Source organism: Kribbella sp. NPDC005582 (assembly GCF_040605415.1).
GTDB lineage: Bacteria > Actinomycetota > Actinomycetes > Propionibacteriales > Kribbellaceae > Kribbella.
The window spans coordinates 256,462-269,430 of the sequence record NZ_JBEXCU010000003.1 but is presented as its reverse complement, the minus strand read 5'-3'; the positions used below and the strand labels follow the sequence as shown (position 1 = coordinate 269,430).

Sequence of the window (12,969 nt, the reverse complement as noted above, 5' to 3'; positions counted from 1 at the left end):
AGCCATGACCGTAATTACCAGCGGGGAGGCCTTGTGTCCGAGCTTGCCGTGAACGGTGGAGCCCCGGTCCGCTCCACTCCCCTGCCTTCGGTCTTCAACGCCTCCGGCCGGCGCTACGGCGACGAGGAGGTCGCAGCCGCCGAGCGCGTGCTGCGCAGCGGCATGCTGTCCGCCACCTGGGGTTCCGAGGTGCGTGCGCTCGAGCAGGAGTTCGCTGCGCTGCTCGGCGCCGGTCACGCCGTTGCCTGCAGCTCCGGTACGGCGGCCCTCCACCTGGCCGTGGCCGCGGTCGACCCGGAACCGGGTGACGAGATCATCACCACGCCGATCAGCGACATGGGCACGGTGTTCCCGATTCTGATGCAGAACGCCGTACCGGTGTTCGCGGATGTGGATCTGGCGACCGGCAACCTCGATCCGGCCGCCGTCGAGGCTGCGATCACGCCGCGGACCAAGGCGGTGCTGGCCGTTCATCTGTTCGGCAAGCCGGCACCGATCCGCGCATTGCGAGCGTTGTGCGACAAGCATGGCCTGCTCTTGATCGAGGACTGCGCGCAGGCGTATCTGGCGCCGGTCGGCGAGGTGTACGCCGGGCGGATCGGCGATATCGGCTGCTTCAGCCTCCAGCAGAGCAAGCACATCAGCGCGGGTGACGGCGGTCTGGTGGTGACCGATGATGCAGCGCTGGCCCGTCGGATGCGGCTGTTCACCGACAAAGGCTGGCCGCGCGACACCGACGAGCGGACTTATCTGTTCCTCGCGTTGAACTACCGGATGACCGAGCTGACCGCGGCCGTCACACGGGTCCAGTTGACGCGACTCGCTGCTGTCGTCGCCGATCGCCGTACCGGCGCGGCCAAGTTGACCGCCGGGATCGGCGACCTGCTCGGCCTCAGCACACCGCCGGACGACGACGATCATGTCTACTGGCAGTACCCGTTGATCCTCGACGGCGGCATTCATCCCTGGGCCGCCGCCCTCACCGCCGAAGGCGTCCCGTGCACGCCCGGCTACCTCACCGCACCCCTGTACGCCGCTCCCGCGCTCCGCTCGAAGATCACGTACGGCGGCTCCGGCTTCCCACTGCAGGACGTGGAATATCCACCCGGCTTGTGCCCGAACGCCGAGACCCTGATCAACGAACGACTGCTGGTGCTGCCCTGGAACGAGAACTACACCGGCGCCGACGTGGACGATATCGTCACGGCCGTCCGCAAGGTCCACCGCGCCCTGGAGACGACATGACCGCCGCCCCCGTACTGCTTGACTGCGACATTCTGGTCGGGCACGACGTGACGACCGGGCGCTGGAGCCGGGCCGAGCGGGTGCGGGAGGTGTTCGCCGGGACCGGGATCTCCGGTGGGGTGGTGGCCTCGCTGCGGGCCGTGCACTTCGACGTACCGTCGGGGAACGACGAGGCGCGAGAAGTTGCGCAGGGCAACGGTTGGACCGCTTGCCCGGTGCTCGACCTGCGCGACCCGCTCGGCGCCGAGCGTGAACTCGACCGGCTGCTGAGCGGTCCCGAGCGGCCGGCCGGGATCCGGTTGGCGCCGGCCGCGCAGGCGGTGGATCCGTCGTACCCGTCGTTCGGGCATGTGGCGCGGCTGGTTGTCGCGGCCGGGCTGCCGTTGTTCGTCGAGGGCGATGTCCGGATCGTCGGCCCGGCGCTGCGGGATCTCGGGGCGCGGGTGGTGTTCCTCGACACGCACTTCTACTACCTCGGCGACTTCGTGCTGCTGGCTCGCGCCGAGCCCGGCTTCCACACGTCGACGCGGATGCTGACCGGTCCGGACTCGCTGGAGATCGTCGCCGCCGAGGTCGGCGCCGAGCGTCTCGTGTTCGGCACCAGGACGCCGTTCCACGAGACCCACTCGGTGCTCGGTCGCCTGCTCAGCTCGAAGTTGACGCCGGCCGAGATCGCCCAGGCGGGCAGTCTGTCCCTGACCACCCTGCTGGAGCCGTGATGCTGATCGACGTCCACGCCCACTGGGGCCCGTGGTTCTTCTCGATGGAGGTCGGCCCGATCGAGGTCAACCTCGAACTGATGGACCGCTTCGGCATCGACCTGCAACTGGTCTCCTCGATCGAGGGCATCGTGTACGACGCTCCCGCCGGCAACCGCGCGCTCGCCGGACAACTGCCGGCCGACGACCGCCTCCGTGGCATGCTCGTCGTCGACCCCCGCCGGCTCGACGAGGCCCGCGCCGATCTCCAGGAACTCGTCGCGGGCAACGACGGTGACACCGCCAGGACGACGGCGGCGGGCAACGGCCGTTGGGTGGGCGCCAAGATCCACACCGAGTACAGCCGCACCCCGATCACCACCCCCGCGATGCAGGCCGCCATCGAGCTCACCACCGAGTTCGGCCTGCCCACGCTCGTCCACACCTGGGGCGACACCGTCCTCGACCTCGCCGACCTGGCCGCCCGCGTCCCCGGCTCACGCCTGATCGCCGGTCACATGGGCGCCGCCGCCTGGCGTCAGGTCCCCGAAGCCGCCCGCCGCGCCAACAACCTCTGGTTCGAACCCTGCTGGTCAGCCCCCGACGCCGGCCGCATCCGCTGGATCCTCGACCGCATCGGCCCGGACCGCCTGATGTTCGGCACCGACGCCACCCTCATCGACCCCTCGGTAGCCCTAGGCGCCCTCACCGCCGCCGACCTCACGCCGGCCGAGGCCGACGCCATCCGCTGGCAAAACGCCCAGTCCCTCTTCGCCCTCTGACCCCAGCCCGCCGTACCACCCGCTCCCCCCCCATTTGGTGGGTCCACCCATCAGCTTGTGGGTCCCCCCACCGCATGCGATGGGTAAACCCACCACCGCATGGGTCCACCCACCAAATGCCGACGGCGACCGAAGACCGCCCCCGCCCCGATCTGCTGGGTCCACCCACCAAATTCCCGCAGCGTGAGCCCACCGCAAGCGCCCGGAGGCCAACCCACCCCAAACCGATTTGGGGACCATCCACGCCCAGATCGGGCGGCCAGCACTCCCCAAACCGGTTCGGGGAACATCCACGCCCGGACCGGGGGCTGGTACTCCCCGGACCGGTTTGGGGATTGCGCAGACTCGGACGGGTGCTGCTCGCCGGTCCGGTTGGGTACGGCGGGTGTTAGGGGGTGGGCGCGACGAAGACGATGATGTCGGTCTCCGGGCCGCGGACCTCGGGTTCGGTCCAGCCGAGGCGGCGGTAGAAGGCGAGCGTGTCGTGGTTCTGGTTCCAGGCCAGGAGCCAGGCGCGGGGGTGTTCGGCGGTCGCGGTCTCCAGCAGGCGGCGGCCGAGGCCGGTGCCTCGGGACGAGGCCAGGACGGCGAGTTCGTCGATCTCGAACGCGCCGACCAGCAGCTCGTCGACCTGCTCGGTGCCGAGCCGCTGCAGGACACTCCCGTACGACCGGTCCGTGCGGAACGGTGCCGGCGTCGTCCAGCCGGTGACGAACCCGGCGATCCGACCGTCGGCGGACCGCTCGACCCAGGCCTGGAACCCCTCGCGCCGGACGTCGCCTTCCAGCCGTTGCCGGAAGGCGGCCCGGGTCTCCGCCGGATCCCGGTGCTCGAACGGCGGCGCCGTGAACACCTCGACGTACGCGTCGGTCAGCTCGTCCGCGATCTCGAGAAGGTCCGCCTGGTAGCTCTGCACCGGGTCACGGTAGCCCGGGCCCAGGTCAGCCCGCCGCGGAGATCGTCTCCAGCTCGGCCCGGAACTGCGGCAGCATCCACCGCAGCGGCTGGTCGAGGACGCGGCCGATCGTCATCTCGTCCACCTTCAGCAGATCGGCGATCCGGACCAGCGCGTCCGGTTCGTCGGACGCGGCGTACAGAAGATGGACGACCTCGTGCCGGTGGGCGAATACGGCCAGGGCCGCAGCCGCTAGCCCGGGATCGATCGCCGGCGGATCAGCGGTCTCGGTCTCAATGATTTCCCCGTTGACTGTCACGCCATGACAACCTGACAAAACGCCGATCGGTTACGAACCTGGTAGCCAGCCGACCTTCCCGATCAGGTACGTCGCCCCGATGAGCGCCACAATGTCGATCACCGTGTGCGCCACCACCAGCGGCATCACGCGCCCCCAGCGGCGGTACAGGTAGCAGAAGATCACGCCCATGATCACGTTCCCCGCGAACCCGCCGGCCCCCTGATACAGGTGGTACGAGCCCCGCAGCAGCGCGCTCGCCGCCGTACTGCGCCGTACGGACCAACCCAGCTGATCCAGCCGCCGGTTGAGGTACCCGAGCACGATCACTTCCTCGAGTACGGCGTTCTGCGCGGCCACCGCGATCAGGATCGGGATCCGCCACCAATGGTCCGGCAACTGCGCCGGATCCACGCTCAGATTGGCTCCGGATGCATAGGCGAGCAGATAGAACCCGAGCCCGGCTCCGCCGATGACAGCCGCCACCGCGGTCCCCCGCCCGAGGTCCCGCACCCGCTCCCGCAGGTCGAACCCGATCGTGCGCAGCGACTCCCCGCCGCGCAGCAGGAAATGCCCGACCAACGCGACCGGCACCAACGCCGTCACGATCGCGAACACCTGCCAGGCCAGGTCCAGCCACGGCCGCCCCGGCGCCCGCGATCCCACGATCACCGCGGTCTGCCCACTGATCGGCTTCGACGACGTCAGCACACCGGTGAACGAGATGAGCGCCGCGACCCCCGAAGCTCCCAACGACAGCGCCAGCACCAACCAGACCTCGCGCCGCAGCACGCTCCGAGAAGCAACGCCCTCGGCCACCGAACTCGTCATACGTCCACTATCCCCCGGGTGACACGGTGGCCCGTGTCGGACTGCCAGTACAGGACCGACCGGCCGGACCGGCGGCGTTCGAGCAGACCGGCGGCGGTCAGGACTCGAAGGTGGTCGGAGACAGCGGCCAGCGACAAACCAGTGGCCGCGACCAAGGCCGTCGTACTGATCGGGTCGCCGGCGGCGGTGAGGATGCGGGCGCGGTTGCGGCCGAGCAGCTCGACCAGCGGTTCAGCCGGTACGGCGGTTCCCGCGAAAATGCCGGTCACGGGATAGGTCAACGCGAACCGGTCCGGCAACCGCCAACTGACGCTCACCCGCTGCGTGTGCGTCGCGATGAACATCAGTGATCGGCCGCGAACGTCGGTCACCGGGTAGTCCCAGCGATTCACCTGGATGCGGCCGTCGCCCAGCCACTGCACATCCGGTCCGAGCCCACGCAGTACGCCGGACCACCCCTGCTCGCTGAGTCGCGCCGTTCGCGACACGATGTCGGCCCGGAGCAGACGCCGGCGACGCGGCCAGTCCGGCTCGACGGTATGCGTCCAAACCCAGGTCAGTACGTCGGCCGCTACCGCGGCAAGCGCGCTCTCCGATTCCAGGATCGCGGGCAACGGATCCCGTACGACGCGCAGGTCGGCGCGAATGTGATCGTCGTCCAGACGCATCAGCGCGTCGAGTTCGTCGGCGAGCTGCGCGTCCGGATCCAGCGGCAGGCTGGTCAGGAAGTCCGCCGTCCAGCTCGGTCCGAAAGCACTCTCGAGCAACGCCGACCAGAGCGGTTCCGCCGCCAGCCGCGCCTCGAACGCGGGCCGGTGAGTGTCCTTCCACGCCCGGAACCAGGGCTCGACCGGCCGCAGCAGCAGCTTGAGCGCCGACACGGTCTCGGTGAGCTCCGACGTGGCGAAGCGCGCGTTCGCCAGGGTGTCGGCGTCGACGAGGAATTCGGACAATGGTTTCGCCTCCACCCGAAACTGTAGGTGGTCGCCGTGCCATCGCCGAAGCTTCCGGACATGAGCATCCGCACCACACCGCCGACCACCGCCCCTCCGACCTACCGGCAGATCTTCGCGAACGCGGAGTTCCGCGGGCTGTGGGTGGGGAGCGCGCTGGGCAACGCGTCCTCGACCATGACCAGCCTCACGCTCGCACTGATCGTGAACGCGGCGACCGGTTCGGCGCTGCTGGCCGCGCTCGTCATGTTCGGGCCGTCGCTCGCGCAGGTCCTCGGCGTCTCGACGCTGATGTCGGCCGCCGACACCGCGCGGCCGCGACGCCTGCTGATCGCGCTCGCTTGTTTGTCGACCGCCGCGGTCGGTGCGCAGGCCGCCTTCGAGCTACCCGCCGGCGCTCGGCTGATCCTCGCGCTGCTGGTCGCGTACGGCCTGTCGATCGGCTCCGGCGTCCGGTGGGGACTGCTCAATGACGTCGTCGCCCCGGATCAGTTCGTGCTCGGCCGCTCGGCGATGAACCTGTCCGTCGGCGCCATGCAGATCGCCGGCTTCGGGATCGCCGGATTGTTGCTCCAGGCAATGAGTACCGCCGGTGTGCTCTGGCTGGCAACCGCGCTCTCGGCGCTCACGATTCCCGTTCTCCGGTTCGGCCTCCGCAACCGGGCGCCCCGCCGTGGAGCCCGGACCAGCCTGGCCGAGACCTGGCGCGGCAACCGCCGCCTGCTCGGCCAGACCCGCACCAGGCCGCTCCTGCTCGCCCTGACGATCCCGAACGGCCTCGTCGTCGGTTGTGAAGCGCTCTTCGTCCCGTACGCCGGTGCGAACGCCGGCTGGCTGCTCGCCGCCGGAGCCGCCGGCATGATGTCCGGCGACCTGGTCATCGGCCGCTTCCTCACCCGCGATCAACGCCGCGCTGCTGCCCGCTGGCTGCGGATCGTCCTGGCCGTTCCCTTCCTCGCCTTCGCCGTCGACCTGCCGCTGCCGGTCCTCGCCATCGCGATCGCTGTCGGCAGCTGCGGCTACGCGGCCTCCCTGGCGCAGCAGGAAGTGCTCGTCGACCTCACTCCCCCGGACCTCCGCGGCCAGGTGCTCGGCATCGAGTCCGCGCTGCGGATGACCACCTTCGGCGTCTGCGCGATCCTGGCCGGTACCCTCGCCGACCTCACCGCGCCGGCTCCGGCGATCGCCGTCTTCGCTGCGCTGTCCCTGCTCGCGTCGCTCCTCCTCAGCCGTCCCCTCGCCCGTGTCATGAGCAACTGAACCCGGCGCGGATAAGGTCGGCCGTATGGCAGTGGTGCGGCTGACTGGGGTTTCCAAGCGGTACGGGCGGCGAGAGATTCTCCGGGAGGTCGACCTGGGGATCGAAGCCGGTGAGTTGCTAGCCCTGGTCGGCGCGAACGGGTCCGGCAAGTCGACCGTGCTGAAGCTGATGGTCGGGCTGTCCCGGCCGACCTCAGGCACAGTACGGCGTACTGCGCGGATCGTCAGCTACGTACCGGACGTGTTCACGTCACACGATCGGTTGTCGGCGTCGGCGTACCTCCGGCACCTCGGACGAATCCGGGGACTGAGCGCCGCAGCGGCGAGGGAGCGCTCTTCGGTGTTGCTCGAGCGGCTGGCGCTGACCGGCGGTGCGGATATCCCGATGCGGAAGTTGTCGAAGGGCAATGCGCAGAAGGTCGCGCTGGCCCAAGCACTGCTGACACCGCCGGAGCTGCTCGTACTCGACGAACCGTGGGCCGGCCTCGACGCCACTGCCCACGAAACCCTTCGCGAACTCCTCACTGAGACAGCCCGGGCCGGGGCGGCCGTCGCGTTCACCGAGCACTCCACCGACACCGTCCGCTCCACGGCCACCAGAACCTGCGAGCTCCACGACAGAGCGCTCCACGACGTTTCTAAGGCTCCGACCACCCTGACCGAGATCGTGCTGGCGCCTGGCCCCGACCTCGACTGGTCCGGACACCCCGAAGTGGTCGAGGTCCATCGCAGTACCAGCGGAACCACGCTGGCCGTGGTCACCGGTCAGCACGACGCCGTGCTGCTCACCGCGCTCTCACAAGGCTGCTCGGTCAGGCAGGTGAATGCCCGATGAGCGCTTTCTACCGATATCTCATGACCAGCGTGCTGCTGTCCCAGCGGTACCTGCCGCCGACCCTGATCTTCCTGGCCGCCCTCGCCGTCGGTACGACGTCCGACAACGGACCGCTGCAGTCCGCCTACGCGTTCTGTGTCCTCGCAATGCTTGTGTGTACGACGTGGCTGACCGTCTCGATCGTCAACCATGAGGATCCGACCCAACGCCGGATCACGCTCGTCATGATCGGCAGCTCGGCCAAGGTCCTCGCGATCACGGTCGCGGTGATCCTGACCTGGTGCGTGCCGCTGATCGTGATCGGGATCTGCTATCCGCTGATCACCGGCAAGCACGTGGTGACCCCGGGCACCCTGACGGTCGGCGTCGTCGCGCACCTCACCGCCGCGCTGATCGGGATCGCGATCGGCTTGCTCTGCTCGCGACTCGTGATCCCGCGGATCGGTGTCGCCATGCTGACGGCCGCCGCCGCAATCCTCGCCGTCCTGCTCATCCGCTGGATCTCGCCGATCCGTGCGCTGATGAGCGTGCTCTCGGACGGAGAGCGCTCCCCCGCCGAGAGCGCCGTACCGCTGACTGTGCTGGCTGTGCTGAGCGCGGCGATCCTGACCGCCGCGCTCTTCACCACCCGGGCCTTGTCCGACCGTAAGGAATGATCAGCGACTGAAGCCCGCGGTCAGGCCGCTGAGCAGTTGCCGGCGACCGACGGCGTACAGGATCACGATCGGCAGCGTGGTGAGCATGACCGACGCGAGGACCGCCGGGACGTTCACGCTGTACTGCCCCTGGAAGGTCCACAGCGCCAGCGGCAACGTCCGCCGCTCCGGGCTCTGCGTCAGGATCAACGGCAGCAGGAACCCGTTCCACACGCCCAACCCGTTGTAGATGGCAACAGTCACCAGTGCGGGCCGGGTCAGCGGGAACGCGAGCGTCCGCAGCATTCCCCACTCGGTCGCACCGTCGACCCGCATCGACTCGAACAGTTCCTTCGGTACGTCGCGGATGAAGTTCGTCAGCACCAGCACCGAGAGCGGAATCGCGAACGCGATCGACGGCAGGATGATCGCGAGCAGGCTGTCGTACAGCCGCATCTTGATGATCAGCAGGTAGACCGGGATGATCGTCGCCTGCAGCGGAATCGCCAGTCCCATCAGGAACAACCCGTTCACCCCGGCCAGGAACCGGCTGCCCGCGCCGCGCACGATCGCGTACGCCGCCAGGAACGAGATGCCGACCGCCGGAATGATCGTGCCCGCCGTGACGACCACGCTGTTGATGAAGTAGCGCGGGAAGTCCGACTCGATCACCAGCCGGTAGTTGTTCAGCGTCGGCGCGGACGGCAACGCGAACGGGTTCTGGCTGAAGTACGCCGACTCGTCCTTGAAGCTCGTCACCACGATCCAGTACAGCGGGATCATCACGATCAGCAGCCACACCCACGCGGCGGCCCCGCCGAACCAGTTCAGCCGGGCCAGTTTGCGCGTGCCCATCTCAGGCTCCTTCCTGCTGGCTGGCCGTCGTACTGCCGCCGAGCCGGCGCAGCAGCAAGGCCAGCGCCAGACCGATCAGCACCAGCAGGACGGCGATCACGCTGGCGGGGCCCATCAGGTTCGCCTGGAACCCGCGCTTGTACATGTCGAGCGCCAGCACCCGGGTGGCGTCACCAGGGCCGCCCGCGGTGAGCACGAAGATCAGGTCGAAGAACGTCAGCGAGCCGACCACCATCAGCGTCGACGACGTGATGATCGTGTACTTCAGCTGCGGCACGGTGATGCTGAAGAACTGCCGGACCCGCCCGGCGCCGTCGATCTCGGCCGCCTCGTACATCGAGGTCGGGATCTGCCGGACGCCGCCTTGGTAGATCAGCGAGTGGAACGGGATGAACTGCCACGACACCACGAAGATCACCACGCCGAGCGCGAGCCCGCTGCGGCCGAGCCAGTCCTGGGTGAGGAAGCCGACCTTGAGACCGGCGCCGAGCCCGAAGTTCGGGTCCAGCAAGGCCTTGTAGGTGATCGCGATCGCGGCCGAGCTGAGCAGCAACGGCACGAAGAACAGCACCGCCAGCCAGCCGCGGTACCGCTGCCGGCCGGCCAGGAAGGTCCCGATCAGCAGGCTGAGCGGCGTCTGCGCCGCCCAGGACAGGATCATGATCTCGAACGTCACCCAGATCGTGTGCGGCAGCGCGGGATCGGACAGCACCGCTCGCCAGTTCGACGCCCCGGCCGGCCGGATCGCCCCCAGGCCGTCCCACTGCGTGAAGCTCAGTACCAGGACGCCGATCAGCGGCACCACGCCGAACACCACGAACATCAGCAGCGCCGGCACCACCATCCAGCTGACCGCACCGGTGCCGTGCGACGAACCACCGGTACGACGGGCTGCCGCTCGGCCCCGGTCGCCCGTCGTACCCGGCCCGGCGGCCACCGCCGCGGGGTCCGTCCTCGGGGTGGCCACCTGGCCGGGTGAGGTCACTTGCCGATCACCGCGTTCATGTTGTCGGCGAACTGCTGCGGCGAGATCGACAGCTGGAAGAGCTTCGCGATGTTGTCGAGCAGCGTCTCGGCCTGGGTCGGGCTGAGCGCCTGGTCCCAGGACTGCGCGAAGACCTTGGCATTCGCCGACGTGTCGTAGATGAACTTCAGCCACTCGGCGTCGTTCGTGTCGGTGATCGAGGAGAGCCGGTCCTTGGCGCGCTTGGCCACCGCGATGTTGCCCGACTTCACCCACTCGTCGACGGAGGCGTCGTCCAGGGTGTTGTTGGCGAGGAACTTCTTCGCGATCTCCTTGTCGGCGTCGCTGGCCTTCGACGAGATCGACAGGTAGGCGCCCGGGTTGCCGACGGTGTCGCTCGGGTCGCCCTTGCCGCCGTCGACGCCGGGGAAGTTCATGTAGCCCAGGTGCCCGCCGGTCACGAAGTCCTTGCCGGCCGTCTTCATGTTGCCGTAGGTCCAGGCGCCGTGCAGCATCATCGCGGCCTTGCCGGTGAACAGCAGTGCCTGGTCGGCGTTGGAGTCCGCCGTGATCGAGGAGAAGCCCTTGATGAAACCGTTCGCCTTGATCAGCTTCTGCATCTCCTCCAGCGCCTTCAGCGCCGACGGGTCGGACCACGCGTTGGCCTTGCCGTCGAAGATGCCCTGGAAGAGCTCCGCGCCGCCGATCCGGTCGAACAGGAACTCCAGCCACATCATGTTGGTCCAGCGCGACTGGCCGCCGAGTGAGAACGGCGCGATCCCGGCGCCGTTGAACTTCGGCACCAGATCCATGATGTCGCCCCACGACTGCGGCGGCTGCGCACCGATCTTCTCGAACGCGGGCTTGTCGTAGAACAGCACGATCGGCGTCGTGGTCTCGACCGGCATCGCGTAGAGCTTGCCGTCGACCGTCGCCGCCCCGAACGCGGACGGGAAGATCGACTCCTTGAGCGCCGCGTTCTGCGCGAAGAACGGGGTCAGGTCCTCGACCTGCCCGGCCTGCACGTAACTCTTCAGCCCGCCGCCGCCCCAGCCCCAGATCAGCGTCGGGCCTTGCCCGGCGCCGATGGCGGTCTTGATCTTCTGCTTGAACGCGTCGTTCTGGAACGAGTTGATCTTGATCTTGGTGTCCGGGTTCGCCTCGTTGAACCGTTTGACCTGGGCTTCCCGGATGGTCTGCTGCGGCTGTCCGGTGAGGAACCAGTACGTCGCTCCGCTGCCGGCCGCCGCACCGCCGGTCGACCCGGGGGTGGTCTTCGGCCCGGAGGTACCGCAGGCCGCGAGTGCGCTGACCGCGGCCAGGCTCAGAAAGGTCCGGCGCGATGTCTTCAGGGGGTCCACTGTGATCTCCGTCTCCAGGAAGTTGTTTCGTAACGTAGGTTTCGGAGATGTGACTGTCAAGACTTGAACAACCACCTTTATCGGGTCACAGTGAGGTCACGCATCCCCTTGTGGACCAAGGGATTCCGCGCAGCATTGGCGGCGCGCCGATTTGCCAGCACCTTCGAAAAGTTTCGATAATCGGCAGAGCACATCAACCGCCCAGGAAGGACTCAGCGATGCCACGTCCGAAAGGTGCGGTGACGCTCGCCACCGTCGCGACCAACGCCGGCGTCTCGATCGCCACCGTCTCCAAGGTGCTGAACGGCCGCAGCGACGTCTCCTCGGCGACCCGGGCCCGGGTCCAGGACCTGCTCGCCCAGCACGGGTACGTCGGCCGCCGCCCGGAGACCGTCGTCCGGGACGCGGTCGAGCTCTTCTACCAAGGGGCCGTGAACAACTACTCGGTCGAGATCATCCAGGGCGTCGTCGAGGCCGGTCAGGCCGCGAACATCGACGTCGTCCTGAACGCGCATCCGCGGCACGAGTCCGGATCGACCGACCGGGCGAGCCGCTGGATCCGCGAGCTGATCGCCGGCGGCCGCCGGGCCGCGATCGGCATCACCAGCGAACTCACCGACGCCGACCTCGCGGCGCTGGCGCGGGCCCGGCTGCCCTTGGTGGTCATCGATCCGGCCAACATCCCCGAGCCGGACGTGACGAGCGTCGGGTCGACCAACTTCGCCGGCGGCATGGCCGCCACCCAGTACCTGCTCGGCCTCGGCCACCGGCGCATCGCGTACCTCGGCGGCCAGCCCACCTCGGGCTGCAACCAGGCCCGGCTGAGCGGCTTCCGGAGTGCGATGGAGGCCGCGGGCGCCGCCGTACCGAAGGACTACGTGTGGCAACGCGACTTCCTGTACGACGACGGCGTGGCCGGCGGTGCCGTCCTGCTCGACCTGCCGGACCGGCCGACCGCGATCTTCGCCGGCAGCGACGAGGTCGCGCTCGGCGTGATGGAGGCGGCCCGGGCCCGCGGACTGCGGATCCCGGAAGACCTCAGCGTGGTCGGCTTCGACGACACGCAGGTCGCGCGGCTCGCGTCGCCGCCACTGACGACAGTCAAGCAACCGCTGCGTGAAATGGGTGCCGTCGCGTTGCGCACCGCCCTGCGGCTGGCCGCGGGCGAAACGGTCGATTCCCATCACGTCGAACTCGCCACGACGTTGATCGTCCGCGGCTCCGCCGCGCCTATTGCTTGCGAATAACCCCGGAAATAGCTACCGTTGGGTGTTTGTGTCTGGACACAAAAAAGTTGCCCTCGTGGGGCAACTAAGACCAGATTATCAGAACGCCCACGGTATTTCAAGAACGATCG

General features: G+C 68.6%; 14 protein-coding genes. 7 read left to right on the top strand and 7 right to left on the bottom strand.

The window, feature by feature from the left end; translation table 11 throughout:
• Positions 1-33: 33 nt before the first annotated feature.
• The 3 genes from ABZS29_RS19145 to ABZS29_RS19135 are packed head-to-tail and all read left to right on the top strand — an operon-like array spanning position 34 to position 2,725.
• A complete protein-coding gene (locus ABZS29_RS19145; RefSeq protein ID WP_355463581.1) occupies positions 34-1,245 on the top strand; it encodes a DegT/DnrJ/EryC1/StrS family aminotransferase in 1,212 nt (403 codons plus the stop codon).
• The gene (locus ABZS29_RS19140) at positions 1,242-1,964 is read left to right on the top strand and encodes a hypothetical protein (RefSeq protein ID WP_355463580.1); all 723 of its coding nucleotides are present in this window, start codon (positions 1,242-1,244) and stop codon (positions 1,962-1,964) included. The genes ABZS29_RS19145 and ABZS29_RS19140 overlap by 4 nt, the downstream gene beginning before the upstream one ends.
• The gene (locus tag ABZS29_RS19135; RefSeq protein WP_355463579.1) at positions 1,964-2,725 is read left to right on the top strand and encodes an amidohydrolase family protein; all 762 of its coding nucleotides are present in this window, start codon (positions 1,964-1,966) and stop codon (positions 2,723-2,725) included. Before ABZS29_RS19140 ends, ABZS29_RS19135 begins: the two co-directional genes overlap by 1 nt.
• Positions 2,726-3,113: 388 nt before the next feature.
• On the opposite strand, the gene ABZS29_RS19130 is transcribed toward ABZS29_RS19135, so the two are convergent.
• Genes ABZS29_RS19130 through ABZS29_RS19115 form a run of 4 tightly spaced genes read right to left on the bottom strand, consistent with a single transcriptional unit; the run spans position 3,114 to position 5,717 of the window.
• Complete coding sequence (locus ABZS29_RS19130; RefSeq protein WP_355463578.1) at positions 3,114-3,641, bottom strand: GNAT family N-acetyltransferase; 528 nt, start codon at positions 3,639-3,641, stop codon at positions 3,114-3,116.
• Between the two features lie 25 nt (positions 3,642-3,666).
• Positions 3,667-3,939, bottom strand: a complete 273-nt coding sequence (locus ABZS29_RS19125) for a hypothetical protein (protein ID WP_355463577.1) — start codon at positions 3,937-3,939, stop codon at positions 3,667-3,669.
• Positions 3,940-3,969: 30 nt separating this feature from the next.
• Entirely contained in the window at positions 3,970-4,749 is a 780-nt protein-coding gene (locus tag ABZS29_RS19120) for a CPBP family intramembrane glutamic endopeptidase (RefSeq protein WP_355463576.1), read from the bottom strand.
• Entirely contained in the window at positions 4,746-5,717 is a 972-nt protein-coding gene (locus ABZS29_RS19115) for a helix-turn-helix domain-containing protein (protein ID WP_355463575.1), read from the bottom strand. Before ABZS29_RS19115 ends, ABZS29_RS19120 begins: the two co-directional genes overlap by 4 nt.
• 45 nt (positions 5,718-5,762) lie before the next feature.
• On the opposite strand from ABZS29_RS19115, the gene ABZS29_RS19110 reads away from it, so the two are divergent.
• Genes ABZS29_RS19110 through ABZS29_RS19100 form a run of 3 tightly spaced genes read left to right on the top strand, consistent with a single transcriptional unit; the run spans position 5,763 to position 8,453 of the window.
• Positions 5,763-6,962: a hypothetical protein gene (locus ABZS29_RS19110; RefSeq protein ID WP_355463574.1), complete on the top strand. Its 1,200-nt coding sequence runs from the start codon at positions 5,763-5,765 to the stop codon at positions 6,960-6,962.
• Between the two features lie 25 nt (positions 6,963-6,987).
• Positions 6,988-7,797, top strand: a complete 810-nt coding sequence (locus ABZS29_RS19105) for an ABC transporter ATP-binding protein (RefSeq protein ID WP_355463573.1) — start codon at positions 6,988-6,990, stop codon at positions 7,795-7,797.
• A gap of 20 nt (positions 7,798-7,817) precedes the next feature.
• Positions 7,818-8,453 (top strand): hypothetical protein, encoded by a 636-nt coding sequence (locus ABZS29_RS19100; RefSeq protein ID WP_355463572.1) that lies wholly within the window; start codon positions 7,818-7,820, stop codon positions 8,451-8,453.
• On the opposite strand, the gene ABZS29_RS19095 is transcribed toward ABZS29_RS19100, so the two are convergent.
• Genes ABZS29_RS19095 through ABZS29_RS19085 form a run of 3 tightly spaced genes read right to left on the bottom strand, consistent with a single transcriptional unit; the run spans position 8,454 to position 11,612 of the window.
• Positions 8,454-9,287: a carbohydrate ABC transporter permease gene (locus tag ABZS29_RS19095; RefSeq protein ID WP_355463571.1), complete on the bottom strand. Its 834-nt coding sequence runs from the start codon at positions 9,285-9,287 to the stop codon at positions 8,454-8,456.
• A gap of 1 nt (position 9,288) precedes the next feature.
• Positions 9,289-10,272, bottom strand: coding sequence for a sugar ABC transporter permease (locus ABZS29_RS19090; RefSeq protein WP_355463570.1), 984 nt, complete (start codon positions 10,270-10,272; stop codon positions 9,289-9,291).
• The gene (locus ABZS29_RS19085; protein ID WP_355463569.1) at positions 10,269-11,612 is read right to left on the bottom strand and encodes an extracellular solute-binding protein; all 1,344 of its coding nucleotides are present in this window, start codon (positions 11,610-11,612) and stop codon (positions 10,269-10,271) included. Before ABZS29_RS19085 ends, ABZS29_RS19090 begins: the two co-directional genes overlap by 4 nt.
• A gap of 218 nt (positions 11,613-11,830) precedes the next feature.
• Here ABZS29_RS19085 and ABZS29_RS19080 point away from each other — a divergent pair, with 218 nt between their 5' ends.
• Positions 11,831-12,859 (top strand): LacI family DNA-binding transcriptional regulator, encoded by a 1,029-nt coding sequence (locus ABZS29_RS19080; protein ID WP_355463568.1) that lies wholly within the window; start codon positions 11,831-11,833, stop codon positions 12,857-12,859.
• Positions 12,860-12,969: the final 110 nt, after the last annotated feature.

What these genes read in the sequence shown, in the direction of transcription:
- ABZS29_RS19140 (WP_355463580.1), top strand. Translation starts at nt 1,242, where the DNA reads ATGACCGCCGCCCCCGTACTGCTTGACTGCGACATTCTGGTCGGGCAC.
- ABZS29_RS19135 (WP_355463579.1), top strand. Translation starts at nt 1,964, where the DNA reads ATGCTGATCGACGTCCACGCCCACTGGGGCCCGTGGTTCTTCTCGATG.
- ABZS29_RS19120 (WP_355463576.1), bottom strand. Translation starts at nt 4,749, where the DNA reads ATGACGAGTTCGGTGGCCGAGGGCGTTGCTTCTCGGAGCGTGCTGCGG.
- ABZS29_RS19110 (WP_355463574.1), top strand. Translation starts at nt 5,763, where the DNA reads ATGAGCATCCGCACCACACCGCCGACCACCGCCCCTCCGACCTACCGG.
- ABZS29_RS19105 (WP_355463573.1), top strand. Translation starts at nt 6,988, where the DNA reads ATGGCAGTGGTGCGGCTGACTGGGGTTTCCAAGCGGTACGGGCGGCGA.
- ABZS29_RS19100 (WP_355463572.1), top strand. Translation starts at nt 7,818, where the DNA reads ATGACCAGCGTGCTGCTGTCCCAGCGGTACCTGCCGCCGACCCTGATC.
- ABZS29_RS19095 (WP_355463571.1), bottom strand. Translation starts at nt 9,287, where the DNA reads ATGGGCACGCGCAAACTGGCCCGGCTGAACTGGTTCGGCGGGGCCGCC.
- ABZS29_RS19080 (WP_355463568.1), top strand. Translation starts at nt 11,831, where the DNA reads ATGCCACGTCCGAAAGGTGCGGTGACGCTCGCCACCGTCGCGACCAAC.